Raw genomic sequence first — 17,254 nt, 5'->3', positions numbered from 1 at the left:
CATGCCGAACTCCCCCGAATACAGTGTCGTCAGCTACGGGCGGGACCTGTCCGACGCCTATCTGGGGGCGGTGCAGAGTGCCGTCTCGGGCTTGGGGGCGCGGATCCTGGAACTGGAGAACGCTGCGGGGAACGGTTACACCGTGTCCAAGCTTTACGTGGGCTACGACGGCGGCCTCCCCCGGCTGCGGCGCGCCGTCGAAGCAGCCGCGGCAGCCGTGCCGGCAAGACCGGGCGGTGAGCACAGCGCCGTGGTGCCGCCGTCGCTCCTCGAGGACGCCCGGAAGCTGCTGGTGCTTGACGTGGACTCGACCCTGATCAAACAGGAAGTCATTGAACTGCTGGCGGCGCACGCAGGACGGGAAGCGGAGGTGGCCGCGGTGACCGAGGCCGCCATGCGCGGGGAACTGGATTTTGCTGCGAGCCTGCACGCCCGGGTGAAAACGCTTGCCGGGCTGCCGGCGTCCGTCATCGACGAAGTGGGTGCCCGGATTGAGCTTTCCGACGGCGCGGAACTGCTGGTGAAGGAGTTCCTTGCGGCCGGGCACGGGGTTGCCGTGGTGTCGGGTGGTTTCACCCAGGTGCTTGATCCGCTGGCCGACCGCCTGCGGCTCAGCTTCCGCAGGGCGAACCTGCTGGAAATCGAGGACGGGGTGCTAACCGGCGCCGTGTCGGGGGAAGTCGTGGACCGTGCGGTCAAGGCCCGCTCCCTGGCTGAGTGGGCTCGGGAGCTGGGTGTGGCACCCGGGCACACCATTGCGGTGGGCGACGGCGCCAATGACCTGGACATGCTCGCGGCGGCCGCACTGGGCGTGGCGTTTAACGCCAAACCGGCAGTGCAGGCCGCCGCGGATGCCGTGCTGAACCTGCCCCAACTGGACGCGGTTCAGCACTTCGTGAAGCTCTAGGCGGGTCCGCCTGCCGCTCCGGCGGCCAGGTAGTCCGCACCGCCCACGTATTCGGTGTGCCCGGACGGAACGTCGGCCATGGCCATGCGGGCTACTTCGGCGCCGAACTCCTGCACGGAGTAAAGCCTTCCGGCTTCCTCGCGGCGGGCTTCGATGGCGCCCGGGTTGGCCCGGTCCAGCAGGGTTGCCGTCACGGTGCCTTCGATCATGTCCCCGGAGACCACCACCAGGCTGATGCCCTTCTCTTCCAGCTGCGGGAGCATGCTGCGCAGCGCGTCCTCGCCGGCGCGCTTGCTGAGGGCAACGGCTTCGTATTCGGGCATGGTCGGTACCGAGCGAATGAAGTGCGCCTGGTGGCTGGTGACGAAGACCACCCGCGAACCGGCGGGCATCACTTCGAGCGCGGCGGTGAGCATGTTGACCTGCGCGTCGCGGTTGAGCTTCAGCGCGTAGTCCTCTTCCACGCCGGTTTCCATGCCGCCGGAGGCATTGAGCACCAGGATGTCGAGGCCGCCGAAGTTTTCCTGCGCGGCGGCCACCAGGGCAGCTGTCCCCTCGGGCGCGGTGAGGTCCGCGCCAACGGCGACTGCGCGTCCGCCGGCTTCCTCAATGGCGGCGACCACCTTGTTGGCACGCGGTGCCTTTTGGCGGTAGTTGACGACGACGCCGGCACCCTCGGCTGCCAGGAACCGGGCCACTTCGGCTCCGATTCCGCGCGATGATCCGGTGACTATCGCGGCTTTGCCCTCCAGCAGACCCATGTGAACTCCTCTTTGTAGAAAGTATCTAAGCGTTCAGCTCTTTGAACCCATCCTGCCAGCCGGCGGGCCGGCTGGCAGTTGAGGAAACCTCCAATGATTCCGGAGCCCCGCGTTGGGCCGTGCTAGTGCCCCATGCCCAGGCCGCCGTCGACCGGGATGACTGCACCGGAAATGTAGCCTGCCTCGTCGCCGGCAATCCAGCGCACCACGTTGGCAACTTCCTCCGGCTCGGCGAACCGGCCGGCGGGGATGGAGGACAGGTAGTTCTTCTGCGTGTCCTCGGGCAGGGCGCGGGTCATGTCGGTGTTGATGAACCCCGGAGCCACGACATTTGCCGTGATGTTGCGGGAACCCAGTTCGCGGGTGAGGGAACGGGCAATGCCGATCAGCCCGGATTTGGAGGCGGCGTAGTTGATCTGCCCGGGCGATCCGTACAGTCCGACCACCGAGGAGATCAGCACCACCCGGCCCTTCTTCATCCGGAGCATGCCCTTGGAGGCACGCTTAACCACACGGAAGGCGCCGGTGAGGTTGGTGTCGATGACGTCGGAGAAATCCTCTTCACTCATCCGCAGCAGCAGCGTGTCCCGGGTGATCCCGGCATTGGCTACGAGGACTTCGACCGGCCCGTGAGCGGCCTCCACCTCGGTAAATGCGGCGTCGACCGATGCCATATCCGTCACATCAGCCTTGACGCCCAGCATCCCATCGGGAACCTCGCCGCTGCGGTATGTGATGGCCACGCGGTCACCTGCGGCCAGGAACGACTTGGCGATTGCCAGCCCGATTCCGCGGTTTCCTCCGGTCACCAGGACGCTGCGGCCGGATGAGTTCTCTGTCGTGTTCTGCACGGATGTTCCTTCTTTCAGCCAGCGATTGGGGGTTTCCTCGATCCTACGTGCGACGGATTCAACTTCTGCAACGCCGCCGCTAGTGAGAGAATGAACGAACCTGTTTGGAGGGTGAGGAAGACTACCGATGGCTACTGATGGCTAGGGACACAAACCGCCGGGACAGCGTCCCCAGAATCACTGACGCGCCCAGCCCGCACACGGACGAAATGCGCGCCCGCATGATCAAGTACAGCGTGTCCATGGGTATCCGTGTGGTCTGCCTGTTCCTGATGTTCTTCGTGCACGGCTGGTTGTTGTGGGTGGTGATTGCCGGAGCGGTGGTGCTCCCCTACTTCGCGGTCGTCATCGCCAACGGAGGCTCGGATACCCGGCTTATGACCGGCTCTGATGCGATGATAGAGCGTCCGCCGGCCACTGCGCTGGACGCTCCGCGGGCGGCCGAAGAACCCGGTGAAAGCCCCGAAACCACTGTGTTGTCGGGCGAAATCGTAGACAATGACGACAACATCAATGACGACGAAGACAAGGCCTGATCCCCCAGCATGAACCTCCTCGATTCCCTCTCCGGCACCCCGGACGCCGGCGCCGGGACCCCGGTGTGCTCCCGGAAGGCGTGCCGGCTCAACGCGAGCTGGCAGCTGCTGTGGAACAACCCCCGCATCCATACCCCGGAACGCCGCAAGGCCTGGCTTGCCTGCGATGAGCACCGGGACTGGCTGGAGGATTACCTGCGCACCCGCGGCCTCTGGAAGGAAACCCTCCCGCTGGACGGCAGCACTGAAGGCGGTACGGCGTAGATGTACCGTTTCCTCTTTTCGCCCCGGTGGCTGGGCTGGTTTGTCCTCGTCTGCATCCTTGCGGCCGCCTGTGTGGGGCTGGGCCGGTGGCAGATGGACCGCCGCGAAGCCTCCCTCGCCGACAGCGCCCGGATCGAATCCAATTACGACGCCGCGCCGGTCCCCTATGACGAGGCCAGGAACTACTTCGACACGTACGACGAAGCAGCCGAATGGCTGCCCGTGAAGCTTGAGGGAACGTATGACTCCTCCGAGCAGCGCATCATCCGCAACCGCCCGCTGAAGGGCCGGCCCGGCTACGAGGTCCTGGTACCGCTGAAGCTTGATGACGGCACCAGCGTGGCGGTCAACCGCGGCTGGCTGCCGATCGGCGACGACGAGGCCGGCCGGCCGGACAGCATCCCTGCCGCCCCCGAGGGACGGGTGGGCGTGGTGGCCCGGATTAAGGCAACCGAACCCACCCTGGCCCGCAGCGCCCCTGAAGGCCAGCTTCCCTCCATCGATCTCGGCGCCTTCGCGGAGCAGCTGGACTATCCGCTGCACCAGGGCTCTTACGGGCTCATGGCCAGCGAGGACCCGGGTGCCGCCGTCGCACCCGAAAGCGCACCGCGGCCGGAGGTGGACGAGGGCCTGCACCTTTCGTACGGACTGCAGTGGTACGGGTTCGCGCTGATGATGTTCATCGGGCTGGGGTACGCCGCACGCCAGGAAGCCCTGAACCGCTATTACGACGGCATCGACGATGAAGACGAGGAGGACGACGATGAAATAATCGCCGCCCACCCGACTCCGTCCCGGCGTCGTCCGCCGCGCCGCAAAAAGCGCGGGCCCACCGGCGAAGAGGAAGAGGACGCGATCCTGGACGCCCAGGGGTTCTAGCCGCCGCTTCCGCAGGCATCTGCTCCCAGTGACATAAAAGGCGGCCCTGCTCCGATTGGAGCAGGGCCGCCTTTTATGTGCGGGGTGGGCCGGCGGCTAGGCCAGGGTCACCAGGTCGAGGTAGTTCTCGTTCCAGTGGTCCTCGTCGCCGTCCGGCAGGAGCACTACGCGTTCCGGGTTCAACGCCGCAACGGCGCCCTCATCGTGGCTGACCATCACCACGGCGCCGGTGTAGTTGCTCAGGGCGCCCAGGATCTCGGCGCGCGACGCGGGGTCCAGGTTGTTGGTGGGTTCGTCCAGCAGCAGGACGTTGGCGGAGGACGCCACGATGGTGGCCAGCGCCAGTCGGGTTTTCTCGCCGCCGGAAAGGACTCCGGCCTTCTTCTCGACGTCGTCGCCGCTGAACATGAAGGAACCCAGCACGCTGCGGACCTCGGCGTCGTCCATATCGGGTGCGGAGGAACGCATGTTCTCCAGAACGGTCCGGTCCGTATCGAGGGTCTCGTGCTCCTGGGCGTAGTAGCCCACCTTCAGCCCGTGTCCGGCAATGACCTTGCCGGTGTCCGGCTTGTCGACGCCGGCCAGCATGCGCAGCAGGGTGGTCTTGCCGGCGCCGTTGAGGCCCAGGATGACTACCTTTGAACCGCGGTCAATCGCGAGGTCCACGTCGGTGAAGATTTCCAGGGACCCGTAGCTCTTGCTGAGGCCCTCGGCGGTCATGGGCGTCTTGCCGCACGGTGCCGGATCCGGGAAGCGCAGCGCAGCAACGCGGTCACTGGCGCGGACTGCGTCCAAACCGCCCATCAGGCGGTCCACGCGCTTGAGCATGCTCTGGGCCGCGGAGGCACCGGACGCACGGGCCTTCATCTTGTTTGCCTGGGCCAGCAGGATGCCGGCCTTCTTTTCGGTGTTGGCACGCTCGCGCTTGCGGGCGCGCTCGTCGGTCTCGCGCTGGACCTTGTAGCGCTTCCAGTCCATGTTGTAGATGTCGATGGTGGCGCGGTTGGCGTCCAGGCTGAAGACCTTGTTGACAGTCGCTTCAAGCAGCTCGGTATCGTGGCTGATCACGATCAGGCCGCCGGTGTGGTTCCTGAGGAACTCCCGCAGCCAGGCGATGGAGTCGGCATCGAGGTGGTTGGTGGGCTCATCGAGGAGCATCGTCTCGGCGTCGGAGTACAGGATGCGGGCCAGTTCCACACGGCGGCGCTGGCCGCCGGAGAGGGTCTTCAGGGGCTGGTTCAGCAAGCGGTCCGGCAGCGCCAGGTTGGCACAGATGGAGGCTGCCTCCGACTCTGCCGCGTAGCCGCCGGCCGAGAGGAACTCGGACTCCAGCCGGTCATAGCGGTTCATGGCCTTCTGCGAGATCTTCGGATCATCGCTGGCCATCTCGTCCTGGCACTTCTTCAGCTGCGCGGAAACCTTGTCCAGTCCGCGGGCGGAGAGGATCCGGTCCCGGCCCAGCTGGTCCATGTCCGGCGTGCGCGGATCCTGGGGCAGGTAGCCGATCTCGCCGACGCGCTTCACCGTGCCGGCGGCCGGGAGGGCTTCACCGGCGAGGACCTTGGTGAGGGTGGTCTTGCCGGCGCCGTTGCGGCCGACCAGTCCGATTTTGTCTCCCTTGTCAACACGGAATGAAACCGCTTCCATGAGCAGCCGTGCGCCTGCACGCAGCTCGAGACCAGATACGGAAATCACTCAGTGGACCTTTCGAAGGTTTTTGTATTGCAGATACGCTGCGCGGTGCGCGGGCCTTGAACGGTGGGATTCCACCGAGGCGGGAAGGGTCACAATGACCGGTCATGGGGGCCTGGTTGGCCGTAACAGCCTTTCCAGTCTAGCCGCCGATGCCCATTTGTAGAAAACCTCCAATGGAATCCCGCTCCGGCGCAGCTAATGTTCGAAACGAAATCCGGACCGTTTTTCTTCCCCTACAAGGAAAAGTGCAGCGATGAACAACACATCGGCCAACGCGCCGCGACCCCTCCCCGGCACTGGCACGCACGGCTCCAGGGGCTCCCACGGCACCCCCGGCACTGGCACGCACGGCTCCCCCGGCTACAGGCGCTCCCGGTGGACCTCGGCCGACCTGTCCCTGATCGCTGTCTTCGCCGCCCTCACCGCCGTCTTCTCCATCCTTCCCGGCGTGCCGCTGGGAGCCGGTGTGCCGATCACCCTGCAGACGCTGGCGGTCATGCTGACCGGAATGCTTCTTGGTCCCGGACGCGGAGCAGCGGCAGTGGGCCTCTTCCTGGTAGCGGGCCTGGCCGGCCTGCCGGTCTTCAGCGGATTCCGCGGCGGCCTGGGTGTCCTGGCCGGACCGTCCGCGGGGTACCTGCTGTCCTTCCCGGTGGCGGCCGCCGTCGTCGGCCTGCTTGCCGGCCTGGTGCTGCGCCGCGCCCGGAAGGGGAGGACGGTTCTCTTGTTCGCCGCGGGACTGGCCACGAGCTTCGCAGTGGTGCATCCGGCCGGCATCGCGGGGCTCATGCTCAACGGGCACCTGTCGTTCCCGGCAGCACTGGCAGCGGACATGGCGTTCTGGCCCGGTGACGTGGTCAAGAACCTGCTTGCCGCTGCGGTGGCCGTCAGTGTCTTCAAGGCCTTTCCACGTATGGCTGTTCCGGACCGCGGCGGCCGCTGATGCCCTGCATCCAGCTGCAGGACGTTTCCGTCATTCCACCCGGGGCAGCCGGGGAGGCCGGGGAGTCCGCGGAACCGATACTGCACCTGCTGTCGCTGACGCTGGACACTCCCCGCACCGCCGTCGTCGGCGCCAACGGTTCGGGCAAGTCCACCCTGCTGAAGCTGCTGAACGGGTTGGTGCTGCCGGATACCGGCACGGTCAGCGTGGACGGCCTGGACACTGCCCGGCACGGCGCGGATGTACGGAGGCGGGTCGGGTTCGTTTTCACCGATCCCCTCTCGCAGCTCGTGATGCCCACGGGGCGGGACGACGTCGAACTGTCCCTGCGTGCTTCGGTCCGGAACAGGTCCCAGCGGCGCGCAGCGGCCGAGGCCCGGCTGGTGGCGCTGGGGCTGCTGGAGTTGGCGGACCGAAGCATCTACGACCTTTCCGGCGGTGAACGCCAGTTGATGGCCCTGGCCTCGGTGCTGGCGGTTGAGCCTGCCGTGCTGGTGGCAGACGAACCCAGCACACTGCTGGACCTGAGGAACACCGCCCGGCTGCGGGAAGTCTTTGCCTCCCTGCCGCAGCAGGTCATCTACACCACCCATGACCTGGAGTTCGCCGCGGACGCCGATCGGGTGCTGGTGATGGATGCCGGCGCGGTGGTGTTCGACGGCGGCCCGCGCGAAGGTATTGCGGCGTACCGGGCGCTGGCGCTGGGGGTGCGATGAAGCGTTCCGCTGGCTCCTACGACCTGCTGGGCGCCTACCGCCCCGGCGTTACGCCCGTGCATGCGGCACCGCTGGGCATGAAGGCGGGCGCTCTGGTTCTGCTGTCCGTAGCTGTTTTGGCGGCGCGCTCCCCTGTGGTGCTGGTGGTTGCCGCAGTCCTGGTGCTGGCCGCCTATGCCGGCGCCCGGCTGTTGCGGGAGGCCTGGGTGCCGCTGAAGCTGATGTGGCCGGTCCTGCTGCTGCTGGGGGTTTTCCAGTGGTGGGCGTCCGGTGTGCTGGCAGCGGTCCTGGTGACCGGCAGCATTGCGGTCTGCGTAGTGGCGGCTCGGCTGCTGACACTGACCACTGCACCGCAGGTGCTGCTGGACGGGCTCGTGTCGTTGGCCCGCCCGCTGCAACCGCTCGGTGCGGACCCGGAACGTTTCGGGCTGACCTTGGCGCTGATGCTGCGCAGCATTCCGTTCCTGCTCGGGTCCGCCCGGGATGTCCGTGAATCTGCCATGGCCCGCGGACTGGAGCGCAATCCCCGCGCACTGACTGTTCCCGTGGTGATCCGTGCGGTTGCCTATGCCCGGCAGACCGGTGATGCGCTGGCCGCACGCGGTATCGGGGAAAGCTCCGACACGAAGGTTGACCAAGGCAACCGATAACCTGAGGGCATGAGTTTCAATAACAACGCGCGCCTGGATTCCTCCCGGGTCAGTGACCGGCGCGGCAAGGGTAAGGGCATTGCGGTCGGCGGCGGACTGGGCGGCGGGCTGCTGCTGATCCTGTCCCTGTTCTTCGGGTCGGACGTGATTGACGGCCTCGGCCTGAGCGACGGCTCCGGTGTAGCCGCCGGCCAGGCGCAGTCCGAGAGCATCGACACCTGCTTGAACGGCGAAGACGCCAACGAACGGCTGGACTGCCGCATCCTGGGCACCGCCGAAAGCCTGGACAGCTTCTGGGAACCGTACCTGGACGGTTACGGCCTGACCTACACGGAGCCCGGCGTGGTGCTCTTTACCGACCGGACCACCACCGGCTGCGGCACGGCAACCAGCGCTGTCGGACCGTTCTACTGCCCGGCAGACGAGCAGACCTATTACGACACTGCCTTCTTCTCCGACCTCGTCACCAACTACGGTTCCTCCGGCGGTCCGCTGGCGCAGGAATACGTGGTCGCGCACGAGTTCGGCCACCACATCCAGCAGATCACCGGCTCCAGTGCCGGCCGGAACGCCGATCCGCAGGGTGCGGACTCCGCCTCCGTACGCACCGAGCTGCAGGCCGACTGCTATGCCGGCCTGTGGGCACGGCATGCGGCGGACCAGCCGGCTCCGGGTTCGGACATGCCTTTCCTGGCTCCGTTCACCGAAGCCGATATCAGTGACGCCCTCTCTGCGGCGTCCGCTATCGGTGATGACCGGATCCAGGCTTCGGCCACCGGTCAGGTGAACCCGGAGAGCTGGACCCACGGTTCCAGCGCGCAGCGCCAGGCCTGGTTCCTGGCCGGCTACAACGACGGCGGCAGCCTGGAAAAGTGCGATACCTTCAGCGCTGCGGACCTGTCCCGCCCGTAGGGTCTGGCCGGACGGCTGTCCCGTTCCTGGGCCTGCCGTCCAGTCGCGTGTCGCCGGGTGAGAAAGGCGGCATCAGAATGGTGGTGCTTGTTCCGGCATAGAGTCCTGCAGCGCGTCATACTGTAGTGCTGAGTCCGTCTGTGGCACTTGCCTGAAATCTGGACCCGGACCTGGACCTGGCACCGCGTCCGGCGGTCCGAGTTCCAGAAAGGGGTCGGTCCGATAAACCCTCCCGGTCGGGGACGTCCATTGGATGACTCCGGGCGCGGGTTGGCACGCCTTCCAATAACCCAGAGTCTTGAACCGGTGGTGTCGACGGCACAGGTGTTCCAAGTTCCCATGGTCCGTAGGCCCGCCCTGTGCCCAGTCGATGGTGTGGTCAACGTCCGAATTCGCCGTACTGACCCGACAGCCGGGGAATCTGCAGGTTCCGTCCCTGGCCCGAAGCCAACGCCGGAGCCCGGCCGGGACTTTTCTTCGGCGTCCCACCCCGAGGATTTCTCCGGTGTGCGGGTCCTGCGCCAGTCCGGTCCACCCGACGGCGTTCCTAGCCAACCTACGGGCGGCTTCAGCGCTGATGGGACCGTAACCGTGCAGTTCTGCTGGCTGGTCGTCGGCGCTGAAGAGGGTTTCGGCGTTGATCAGGACCATGATTTCCGTCTTCGGGATTACCCCCTCATCCGGTTCGTTCTCTGAACCGGGCTTCCCCTTCACGGCGCCCTCAAATCCGAGCCCGTCCCCGCACTCTGTGGATCCGTCAGTGTCGTCGCCGGTTTGCCTCACGCTGCTGTTGTTCGAAGCCCCTCCCCGGGTTCCCGCCGCGGTGAAGAGTCCACGGCTGCTGCCCATCAGCAGCTGGGCGAGGATGTCGGCACGGAGCTGGTCTGCTGTCCGGGAATCCCCCGCGGACTGCTCGCCCCGGGCTGCAGTACTGAGTGCCGTGTAGATCTGCTGGGCTTCGGCCGCACGCAGGTGCGCGGACAGGCAGGACATACCGTCCTCTTCCCGGTCCAGAGTGACCTTGCGCTGTTCGAACGCGGTCAGGTGCCGCTCGCTTATGGTCTCCGGAAACTTCCGTTCCCGCAGACGCCGTGCCTTGCAGGAGAACTGGGTCCGCGTCTGCCCGGACGCAGCCGCCAGCAGGTCCGCCTCGAATTCCGGGAGCTGATCCAGTGGAACGTTCAGGCACTGGTCCAGTACGACCTGTACGTGCTGGTAACTCAGCTGTCCTTCTTCCAAAGCGGTCAGGGTGGCCGTGTGGGTGCTGCACAGCCTGTCCGCTTCGAACATCATCCGCTGGGCGGTGAGCTGCGGGATATTCAGGATGGCGGCGCATTCGGTCGCCGCAAGGCTGAACGCCATCCCGGGCTCGAGCCGTCCCGAAGCGGTGTGGAAGTCCTCCCGGAAGATCTCTTCCATGCGGTTGATCAGGCGGGCGTGCAGCGACTGTACCCAGGACATCAAATGGGCCATCCGGGACAGGGCTTCACCGACTGTCTGTTCGTCAAAGGCTTCCAGGTTCTGCAGTGCCAGTGTCCCGGTGAAGCCGTCCGGATATTCGGCGTCAGGACTTCCGACCTGAGCGGCACCATCAGCGTCTGGCTCGGCGTCCAGTTCCGCCCGATACACCGCGAGGGTGCAGGCCGCACGGGGCGCATCCGCTTCACCCGCCATGCCTTCCGGCTGGGGGCATTCACTGCCTAGTTCTTCGGTTGTCCGTTCGGTGTTCCCGAGGTGATCCATACCTCAGGATTTCATCCCGCACTGACATTCCAGGCCCGAAAACTGGCCCAAACAGGCCTGATCCGAAGACCGGAAATACCCGTCTTTCGAACGCAACTACCTACCCCGGACACGCCGGTTCCGTTGACTGTTTCCGGACCATCGACTCGGGCACAAGGGCCGACGCCGACCGAACCTGCCCCTCAACTCAGGCTTCCAGCAGCCCAACAGCGGACGCTGGAACGGCCCCGGCCAGCCAGACTCCTGAATCCGATCGATAGAAAGATACCCCCTGGGCCACGGCGACCCCGGTATCCACCGTAAGGATCACGGGATCGGCGTCCTTGCGCTGTCCGACCTGATGCGCCTGCTCCACGGAGTCGGACAGATGGACGTACTGCCGCTGCATCGGAAGTATCCCGGCGGCGAGAATCTGCGGCACAGCAGCAGGCGAGGTCCCATGGAACAACACCGCCGGCGGTGAACCGGGCTCCCCTGCCGGCTCCACCGGTACGGAGTGGCCGTGCACGGCACGAATTCGACCGTCCCTTATCTGGTGCCGCTTTTTCTCCGCAGCTTCCAGCACCTCGTGAAGTTCCTTCTCATCAACGGATGTCCACTCCGGTCCCAGCCGGTGCAGCGCAGCGAGCACGTCAGAAACCGGCGCCCAACCCTCCGGATCCAGCTCCAGCGAATACTCTTCCGGAGCATGACGCAGCGCATGGGATAACACCCGGCTGATCTCTGTCCGGCTCGGTGGCTTAGCCATCGGTTCCACTTTCCTCAGCTCCAGTCGAACTCAACGAAGTCACGCACGGCAGCCAAAAGCCACTCCTCCATTGAGGGGTATTCATCCTGAACGTGGCGTATCGGCTTTCCGTCGGTCGACCACACGTCCCAGTCGTCGATCACCACAACGCTGCTGCCGGTCCAGCACGCAACGTCATCGTTGTCGGTCCTGCGGGCAAAGGGAACGATCCCCCATCCCGGGAAAACCTGCTCAATGTGCCGTGCCCGCCTCACCTGCGTTTCCCCGCGCAGCAGGTGCCACGGATCCAGATCAACCACGCCGCACTCGATCATATGGGCGTAAAGCGGCGGCAGGGACTGCTCCGGCATCCTAGGAAGCCGGCTGCCCGACGTTCACTTCAGTGAAATCGCGGCAAAGCAGCCACCGGCCATCCTGGAGCCGCCAGGATTCCATCAGCAGGGCCCGCCCGGTCACTTCGCTGCCCGAACGGTAGGTCATCTCGTAGAACACCACAGCCTCGTCCCGGCCGCGGGGCGTAACGGTCCGGAAGTCCGCGTGCACGGTACTCCCCCGCAGGGCGGACACTGTGCCGCCAAATCCCTCGCGCGCCGTCGCCGCATCAAACGGCTCCGTGGCGGTTGCGTCCTGCCCCAGCCAGCCGTGGTACTCCGGCGACAGGAAGGATTCGATCGGAGCGCTGTCGCCCGTTGCCATGGCTTCGTTCCACGCCGCCAGATACTGGTCATGAAAATGTGTGCTGTTCCCCATGGCGCACACGCTAGCACGCAGACAGGGCCGCTTCCCCGCATTGGGGAAGCGGCCCTGCCTGTTCGACTAGCTAGCTGCCGAACCTTTAGATGTTGAAGCCGAGGGCCCGCATCTGGTCGCGGCCGTCGTCGGTGATCTTGTCAGGTCCCCACGGCGGCATCCATACCCAGTTCAGGCGCCACTCATCAACGACGCCGTCCAGGGCCTGGGCGGTCTGCTCTTCAAGCACATCGGTCAGCGGGCAGGCCGCCGTCGTCAGCGTCATGTCGATCAGCAGTGCGCCGTCCTCGGCGTACTTCAAGCCGTAGAGCAGGCCAAGGTCAACGACATTCACCCCGAGCTCGGGGTCAATGACGTCCTTGAGGGCCTCTTCGACGTCCTCAAGGGACGTGGAGGCCAGATCGGAGTCGCTCATATTTGCTCCTTAAGCTGTCTTTACTACGCGCCGGCTGCGGCGTTGGCGCCGGTGAAGCGGTCGTAGCCTTCTTCTTCGAGGCGGTCGGCAAGTTCAGGCCCACCCTGCTCGGCGATGTGGCCGTCGACGAAGACGTGCACATAGTCGGGCTTGATGTAACGAAGGATACGCGTGTAGTGCGTAATGAGCAGCGTGCCCATGCCGCCCTTGGAGTGCTCGCGGTTAACGCCTTCGGAAACGATCTTCAGGGCGTCGACGTCGAGGCCGGAGTCGGTCTCGTCCAGGATGGCGATCTTCGGGTGGAAGAGTTCCATCTGGAGGATCTCGACGCGCTTCTTCTCGCCGCCGGAGAAGCCTTCATTGACGTTGCGCTGGGCGAAGTCGGCATCGATGCGAAGGTCGGCCATGGCCGCCTTGACGTCCTTGGTCCAGTGGCGCAGGGAGGGGGCTTCGCCGTCGAGCGCGGTCTTGGCGGTACGCAGGAAGTTGGTCATGGTGACGCCGGGAACCTCTACCGGGTACTGCATGGCCAGGAAGAGACCGGCGCGGGCACGCTCGTCAACGCTCATGGCCAGGACGTCTTCGCCGTCGAGCGTGATGGAGCCGCTGTCCACGCTGTAGCGCGGGTGACCGGCAATGGTGGAGGCCAGGGTGGACTTGCCGGAGCCGTTGGGGCCCATGATGGCGTGCGTCTCACCGGTTTTGATGGTCAGGCTGACACCCTTCAGGATCGGCTTGCGGCCCTGTTCGGTCTCAATGCTGACGTGAAGATCCTTGATCTCAAGAGTAGACATGCGAGTTGGCTTTCTCCTTTGCACCCGCGGGTGCGTTACTAAGCTTTGGGGATGGAAGGCGAGAGGGTCCGGGTGCCGGATTGCTCCGGCACCCGGACTTGGGTCTCAGTAGGCTCCGGAGGCTTCGAGCTCGCGCTCGACAGCGTCGGTGAGACGCTCTTCCAGGGCAGGTACCTTGATCTGCTGGATGATCTCGGTGAGGAAGCCCCGAACCACCAGGCGGCGGGCGGTGTCCTCGGGGATGCCGCGTGCCATCAGGTAGAACAGGTGCTCGTCGTCGAACCGGCCGGTGGCGCTGGCGTGGCCGGCACCCTCGATCAGTCCGGTTTCGATCTCCAGGTTCGGTACGGAGTCGGCGCGGCCGCCGTCGGTCAGCAGCAGGTTGCGGTTGACTTCGTACGTGTCGGTGCCTTCTGCTTCCTTGCGGATCAGGACGTCGCCAACCCACACGGTGTGCGCGTCGCGGCCCTGCAGGGCGCCCTTGTACATAACGCGGGACTTGCAGTTCGCCACTGCGTGGTCCACGAACAGGCGCTGCTCAAGGTGCTGGCCGGCGTCGGCGTAGTACAGGCCGAACATTTCCACGTCGCCGCCGGTGGCGGTGAACTTGGAAGACGGGGTGACGCGCACCAGGTCGCCGCCAAGGCTGACGACGACGTGCTTGAACTTCGCGTCGCGGCCGATCTTCGCGTACTGCGCGGAGGCGTGCACGGCGTCGTCGTCCCAGTCCTGGACGGAGACGACGGTCAGTTCCGCACCGTCGCCGACCACGATTTCGACGTTCTGGGACAGCACTGCCGAACCCTTGTGGTCCAGGACCACAACGCCCTTGGAGAACTTCTCCGCGGTGATGACGATGTGCTGGGCGGCCGGATCCTTGCTGACACCGTTGATGGTCAGCGTGACGCTGCCTTCAACTACGGTCTCGGCGGGAATGGTTACGGCAGTGGCCTCGCGGAAGTCTTCCCACGCGGCGGCGGCAACCCGGTCTTCGGGGATGCCGGCCGAGCCGATGCGGGCGTCGGTGCGGGCAATGCTCTCGACCAGCACGCCGTCGGGGGCGACGACTGCCAGCTCGGGAGCTGTTCCGTCGAGGTCCGCGGTATGCAGTCCGCGCAGGCGCTTGAGCGGGGTGAACCGCCAGTCTTCTTCGCGGCCGGTCATTTTGCCGAAGTCAGCCCGGTGGAACGAGGTGGTACGGCCGGCGCGCGAGCTGTCCGGGATGCCCTCTCCGCCACCGTGGCTGTGGGACTTGCTGCTGTCGCCGCCCAGCGGTGAGGAGGCCTCGTTCAGCGGGGAGAGGTTTTCGCCCTCCTCGGTGAAGCCGTCAATGCGCACACGGCTGGTTTCCTTGGGGGAACCAACCTTGGCCTTGACCTCCTCCACTACATTGCTGACCTTTTCGGTCACGGTTTCGACGACGTCGTTAAGCTTCGACATTAACCGACGGCTCCTTCCATCTGGAGTTCGATGAGGCGGTTGAGTTCAAGGGCGTATTCCATCGGCAGTTCACGCGCGATCGGCTCGATGAAGCCGCGCACGATCATTGCCATTGCCTCGTCCTCGGGAAGGCCGCGGGACATGAGGTAGAACAGCTGCTCCTCGCTGACGCGGGAGACAGTGGCTTCGTGGCCCATGGTGACGTCATCTTCGCGGATGTCCACGTACGGGTACGTGTCCGAGCGGGAGATGGTGTCCACCAGCAGGGCGTCGCAGCGCACGGTGTTGGCCGAGTGCGTGGCGCCTTCGCGGACCTGGACCAGGCCGCGGTAGGCGGCGCGGCCGCCGCCGCGGGCCACAGACTTGGAAATGATGGAGCTCTTGGTGTTCGGGGCAATGTGGACCATCTTGGATCCGGTGTCCTGGTGCTGGCCCTCGCCGGCAAAGGCGATGGACAGGGTCTCACCCTTGGCGTGCTCGCCGACCAGGTAGACAGCCGGGTACTTCATGGTGACCTTGGAGCCGATGTTGCCGTCAATCCATTCCATGGTGGCGCCCTCGTGTGCAATGGCGCGCTTGGTCACCAGGTTGTACACGTTGTTGGACCAGTTCTGGATGGTCGTGTAGCGGACGCGGGCGCCCTTCTTCACGATGATTTCGACGACGGCGCTGTGCAGCGAGTCCGAGGTGTAGATCGGTGCGGTGCAGCCCTCGATGTAGTGGACGTAGGAATCCTCGTCCGCAATGATCAGGGTGCGCTCGAACTGGCCCATGTTCTCCGTGTTGATACGGAAGTAGGCCTGCAGCGGGATCTCCACGTGGACGCCCTTGGGGACGTACACGAAGGAACCGCCGGACCACACGGCAGTGTTCAGCGAGCCGAACTTGTTGTCACCGACGGGAATGACGGTGCCGAAGTACTCCTGGAACATTTCCGGGTGTTCCTTCAGCGCGGTGTCGGTGTCCAGGAAGATGACGCCCTGGCGTTCCAGGTCCTCGCGGAGCTGGTGGTAGACAACCTCGGACTCGTACTGCGCTGCGACGCCGGAAACCAGGCGGCCGCGCTCAGCCTCGGGGATGCCGAGCTTCTCGTACGTGTTGCGGATGTCCTCGGGGAGGTCTTCCCAGGTGTTGGCCTGCTTCTCCGTGGAACGGACGAAGTACTTGATGTTGTCGAAGTCGATGCCGGAGAGGTCTGCGCCCCAGGTCGGCATCGGCTTGCGCTCAAAGTACTTCAGGCCCTTGAGGCGAAGGTCCAGCATCCACTGCGGCTCGTTCTTCTTAGCCGAAATGTCGCGGACGACTTCCTCACTCAGGCCGCGGCGGGCGGTTGCACCGGCGACGTCCGAGTCTGCCCATCCGTACTCGTATGTACCGATGCCCTCGAGTTCGGGGTTCTTCTCCAGGATGTCTGAAATCACAGACTCCGGCACCATGGAAGGTGCCGTTGGCTTCTGGGTTACTTGATCCGTCATCACGGCCTTTCTTGCTGATGAATGGATGTGGACTGGTTGGTCTCGGCGTGCAGTGGAACCTGCGGCGCGGATCGGGTCCGACCCACGGGAATGTGGGTCGTACAAACATGGCCGCCGCGGGAGAGCGTGGACAGTCGGCGGACGTCCACCTCCAGCAGGCGGGCAAAAACTTCGGTCTCCTTGTCACAGAAGACGGGGTAGGCCGTGGCGAGTCCCTGGATGGGGCAGTGCGCCTGGCACAGCTGGATACTCAGCAGCGTGCTCTTTTTCGCCGTGGCGCCGATCATGGTGGTCGACGCGACGAAACCGTCCTTTGTCAGTTCGGCGGCCAGCGCTTCGGCGCGGTCGGCGAGTTCGGGACCGGCGGCGTCGACGACGGGTCGGTAGCGATCCTCCATCCGGCCGAACCGTTCCGCGGCAAACGCCTCGATTGCCTGGGGGCCAAGGGCTGCACCAAGCTGGCGCAGCGCCTCGGTGGCGATGTCGAGGTAATCGTTGCCCAGGTGGGCCTGTCCCTGCGGGCTCAATACATACCGCCGGGCCGGCCTTCCTGCACCGGAAGAGGAATTGCGGACAAGCTTGACCTGGATCAGGCCCTTCCCCGAGAGGGCGTCAAGATGGCGGCGCACGGCGGCGGGCGTGAAGCCCAGCCGTTCCCCGAGCTCCGCGGCACTGACCGGGCCGTGCTCCAGAACCGCACCCAGCACTTTGTCCCGGGTGCGCTCCTCCGCTTCGCGGGCAGCGCTCGGCACGGCCGCCGCCTTAGTCTCAGAGT

General features: G+C 65.4%; 20 protein-coding genes. 8 read left to right on the top strand and 12 right to left on the bottom strand.

The genetic code is table 11. From position 1 onward, the window contains the following. Position 1: 1 nt before the first annotated feature. The gene (gene serB, locus N2L00_RS08320) at positions 2 to 907 is read left to right on the top strand and encodes a phosphoserine phosphatase SerB (protein WP_255766206.1); all 906 of its coding nucleotides are present in this window, start codon (positions 2 to 4) and stop codon (positions 905 to 907) included. Here the strand turns inward: serB and N2L00_RS08315 are convergent. Next, positions 904 to 1,668 (bottom strand): SDR family oxidoreductase, encoded by a 765-nt coding sequence (locus N2L00_RS08315; protein ID WP_255766205.1) that lies wholly within the window; start codon positions 1,666 to 1,668, stop codon positions 904 to 906. The two genes, serB and N2L00_RS08315, sit on opposite strands and share 4 nt — an antisense overlap. Positions 1,669 to 1,790: 122 nt before the next feature. Further along, on the bottom strand, positions 1,791 to 2,519 hold the full coding sequence (locus N2L00_RS08310; protein WP_255766204.1) for a beta-ketoacyl-ACP reductase: 729 nt from the start codon (positions 2,517 to 2,519) through the stop codon (positions 1,791 to 1,793). 137 nt (positions 2,520 to 2,656) lie between these two features. Here N2L00_RS08310 and N2L00_RS08305 point away from each other — a divergent pair, with 137 nt between their 5' ends. The 3 genes from N2L00_RS08305 to N2L00_RS08295 are packed head-to-tail and all read left to right on the top strand — an operon-like array spanning position 2,657 to position 4,198. Continuing rightward, positions 2,657 to 3,055 carry a DUF3099 domain-containing protein gene (locus tag N2L00_RS08305; protein ID WP_255766203.1) on the top strand — a complete coding sequence of 133 codons (399 nt, stop codon included), beginning with the start codon at positions 2,657 to 2,659 and terminating at the stop codon, positions 3,053 to 3,055. Positions 3,056 to 3,064: 9 nt separating this feature from the next. Further along, on the top strand, positions 3,065 to 3,319 hold the full coding sequence (locus N2L00_RS08300) for a hypothetical protein (RefSeq protein WP_255766202.1): 255 nt from the start codon (positions 3,065 to 3,067) through the stop codon (positions 3,317 to 3,319). Then, the gene (locus tag N2L00_RS08295; protein WP_255766201.1) at positions 3,320 to 4,198 is read left to right on the top strand and encodes an SURF1 family protein; all 879 of its coding nucleotides are present in this window, start codon (positions 3,320 to 3,322) and stop codon (positions 4,196 to 4,198) included. Positions 4,199 to 4,294: 96 nt separating this feature from the next. Here N2L00_RS08295 and N2L00_RS08290 read toward each other — a convergent pair whose 3' ends face one another. Beyond that, complete coding sequence (locus N2L00_RS08290; protein WP_255766200.1) at positions 4,295 to 5,893, bottom strand: ABC-F family ATP-binding cassette domain-containing protein; 1,599 nt, start codon at positions 5,891 to 5,893, stop codon at positions 4,295 to 4,297. Positions 5,894 to 6,146: 253 nt separating this feature from the next. Here N2L00_RS08290 and N2L00_RS08285 point away from each other — a divergent pair, with 253 nt between their 5' ends. From N2L00_RS08285 to N2L00_RS08270, 4 genes are read left to right on the top strand one after another with little or no spacing between them, the layout of a single operon-like run. Beyond that, positions 6,147 to 6,836, top strand: a complete 690-nt coding sequence (locus N2L00_RS08285; protein WP_255766199.1) for a biotin transporter BioY — start codon at positions 6,147 to 6,149, stop codon at positions 6,834 to 6,836. After that, positions 6,836 to 7,552 (top strand): energy-coupling factor ABC transporter ATP-binding protein, encoded by a 717-nt coding sequence (locus tag N2L00_RS08280; RefSeq protein WP_255766197.1) that lies wholly within the window; start codon positions 6,836 to 6,838, stop codon positions 7,550 to 7,552. Before N2L00_RS08285 ends, N2L00_RS08280 begins: the two co-directional genes overlap by 1 nt. Continuing rightward, positions 7,549 to 8,202, top strand: a complete 654-nt coding sequence (locus N2L00_RS08275) for an energy-coupling factor transporter transmembrane protein EcfT (protein WP_255766196.1) — start codon at positions 7,549 to 7,551, stop codon at positions 8,200 to 8,202. Before N2L00_RS08280 ends, N2L00_RS08275 begins: the two co-directional genes overlap by 4 nt. Before the next feature lie 9 nt (positions 8,203 to 8,211). Then, a complete protein-coding gene (locus tag N2L00_RS08270; protein WP_255766195.1) occupies positions 8,212 to 9,114 on the top strand; it encodes a neutral zinc metallopeptidase in 903 nt (300 codons plus the stop codon). Between the two features lie 72 nt (positions 9,115 to 9,186). Here the strand turns inward: N2L00_RS08270 and N2L00_RS08265 are convergent, their stop codons facing one another. The 9 genes from N2L00_RS08265 to N2L00_RS08225 all read right to left on the bottom strand — a co-directional run bounded on the left by N2L00_RS08265 (position 9,187) and on the right by N2L00_RS08225 (position 17,231). After that, positions 9,187 to 10,788 (bottom strand): HNH endonuclease signature motif containing protein, encoded by a 1,602-nt coding sequence (locus N2L00_RS08265; protein ID WP_260554224.1) that lies wholly within the window; start codon positions 10,786 to 10,788, stop codon positions 9,187 to 9,189. A 256-nt stretch (positions 10,789 to 11,044) separates the two neighbouring features. After that, positions 11,045 to 11,605 carry an RNA 2'-phosphotransferase gene (locus N2L00_RS08260; RefSeq protein WP_255863014.1) on the bottom strand — a complete coding sequence of 187 codons (561 nt, stop codon included), beginning with the start codon at positions 11,603 to 11,605 and terminating at the stop codon, positions 11,045 to 11,047. 14 nt (positions 11,606 to 11,619) lie between these two features. Further along, complete coding sequence (locus N2L00_RS08255) at positions 11,620 to 11,955, bottom strand: hypothetical protein (RefSeq protein WP_255863015.1); 336 nt, start codon at positions 11,953 to 11,955, stop codon at positions 11,620 to 11,622. A 1-nt stretch (position 11,956) separates the two neighbouring features. Then, entirely contained in the window at positions 11,957 to 12,355 is a 399-nt protein-coding gene (locus N2L00_RS08250; protein WP_255863016.1) for a nuclear transport factor 2 family protein, read from the bottom strand. A gap of 85 nt (positions 12,356 to 12,440) precedes the next feature. Beyond that, positions 12,441 to 12,770 (bottom strand): metal-sulfur cluster assembly factor, encoded by a 330-nt coding sequence (locus N2L00_RS08245; protein WP_227921694.1) that lies wholly within the window; start codon positions 12,768 to 12,770, stop codon positions 12,441 to 12,443. A gap of 23 nt (positions 12,771 to 12,793) precedes the next feature. Then, positions 12,794 to 13,564: a Fe-S cluster assembly ATPase SufC gene (sufC, locus tag N2L00_RS08240; protein ID WP_227921696.1), complete on the bottom strand. Its 771-nt coding sequence runs from the start codon at positions 13,562 to 13,564 to the stop codon at positions 12,794 to 12,796. 105 nt (positions 13,565 to 13,669) lie between these two features. Then, positions 13,670 to 15,004, bottom strand: a complete 1,335-nt coding sequence (gene sufD, locus N2L00_RS08235; RefSeq protein ID WP_255766187.1) for a Fe-S cluster assembly protein SufD — start codon at positions 15,002 to 15,004, stop codon at positions 13,670 to 13,672. Further along, the gene (sufB, locus tag N2L00_RS08230; RefSeq protein ID WP_269436537.1) at positions 15,004 to 16,479 is read right to left on the bottom strand and encodes a Fe-S cluster assembly protein SufB; all 1,476 of its coding nucleotides are present in this window, start codon (positions 16,477 to 16,479) and stop codon (positions 15,004 to 15,006) included. Before sufB ends, sufD begins: the two co-directional genes overlap by 1 nt. Continuing rightward, positions 16,479 to 17,231 (bottom strand): metalloregulator ArsR/SmtB family transcription factor, encoded by a 753-nt coding sequence (locus N2L00_RS08225; protein WP_255766186.1) that lies wholly within the window; start codon positions 17,229 to 17,231, stop codon positions 16,479 to 16,481. The genes sufB and N2L00_RS08225 overlap by 1 nt, the downstream gene beginning before the upstream one ends. Positions 17,232 to 17,254 lie beyond the last annotated feature (23 nt).

The organism is Arthrobacter sp. zg-Y1171, assembly GCF_025244845.1.
Taxonomy (GTDB): Bacteria; Actinomycetota; Actinomycetes; order Actinomycetales; family Micrococcaceae; genus Arthrobacter_B.
This window is presented reverse-complemented; position numbering and strand designations above follow the sequence as displayed.

Bases quoted from the DNA above. Each gene is read 5' to 3' on its own strand.
- N2L00_RS08245 (WP_227921694.1), bottom strand. From the start codon at position 12,770: ATGAGCGACTCCGATCTGGCCTCCACGTCCCTTGAGGACGTCGAAGAG.
- N2L00_RS08280 (WP_255766197.1), top strand. From the start codon at position 6,836: ATGCCCTGCATCCAGCTGCAGGACGTTTCCGTCATTCCACCCGGGGCA.
- sufC (WP_227921696.1), bottom strand. From the start codon at position 13,564: ATGTCTACTCTTGAGATCAAGGATCTTCACGTCAGCATTGAGACCGAA.
- sufB (WP_269436537.1), bottom strand. From the start codon at position 16,479: ATGACGGATCAAGTAACCCAGAAGCCAACGGCACCTTCCATGGTGCCG.
- N2L00_RS08300 (WP_255766202.1), top strand. From the start codon at position 3,065: ATGAACCTCCTCGATTCCCTCTCCGGCACCCCGGACGCCGGCGCCGGG.
- sufD (WP_255766187.1), bottom strand. From the start codon at position 15,004: ATGTCGAAGCTTAACGACGTCGTCGAAACCGTGACCGAAAAGGTCAGC.
- N2L00_RS08315 (WP_255766205.1), bottom strand. From the start codon at position 1,668: ATGGGTCTGCTGGAGGGCAAAGCCGCGATAGTCACCGGATCATCGCGC.
- serB (WP_255766206.1), top strand. From the start codon at position 2: ATGCCGAACTCCCCCGAATACAGTGTCGTCAGCTACGGGCGGGACCTG.
- N2L00_RS08265 (WP_260554224.1), bottom strand. From the start codon at position 10,788: ATGGCGGGTGAAGCGGATGCGCCCCGTGCGGCCTGCACCCTCGCGGTG.
- N2L00_RS08295 (WP_255766201.1), top strand. From the start codon at position 3,320: ATGTACCGTTTCCTCTTTTCGCCCCGGTGGCTGGGCTGGTTTGTCCTC.
- N2L00_RS08275 (WP_255766196.1), top strand. From the start codon at position 7,549: ATGAAGCGTTCCGCTGGCTCCTACGACCTGCTGGGCGCCTACCGCCCC.
- N2L00_RS08305 (WP_255766203.1), top strand. From the start codon at position 2,657: ATGGCTAGGGACACAAACCGCCGGGACAGCGTCCCCAGAATCACTGAC.
- N2L00_RS08250 (WP_255863016.1), bottom strand. From the start codon at position 12,355: ATGGGGAACAGCACACATTTTCATGACCAGTATCTGGCGGCGTGGAAC.
- N2L00_RS08270 (WP_255766195.1), top strand. From the start codon at position 8,212: ATGAGTTTCAATAACAACGCGCGCCTGGATTCCTCCCGGGTCAGTGAC.
- N2L00_RS08255 (WP_255863015.1), bottom strand. From the start codon at position 11,955: ATGCCGGAGCAGTCCCTGCCGCCGCTTTACGCCCATATGATCGAGTGC.
- N2L00_RS08260 (WP_255863014.1), bottom strand. From the start codon at position 11,605: ATGGCTAAGCCACCGAGCCGGACAGAGATCAGCCGGGTGTTATCCCAT.
- N2L00_RS08285 (WP_255766199.1), top strand. From the start codon at position 6,147: ATGAACAACACATCGGCCAACGCGCCGCGACCCCTCCCCGGCACTGGC.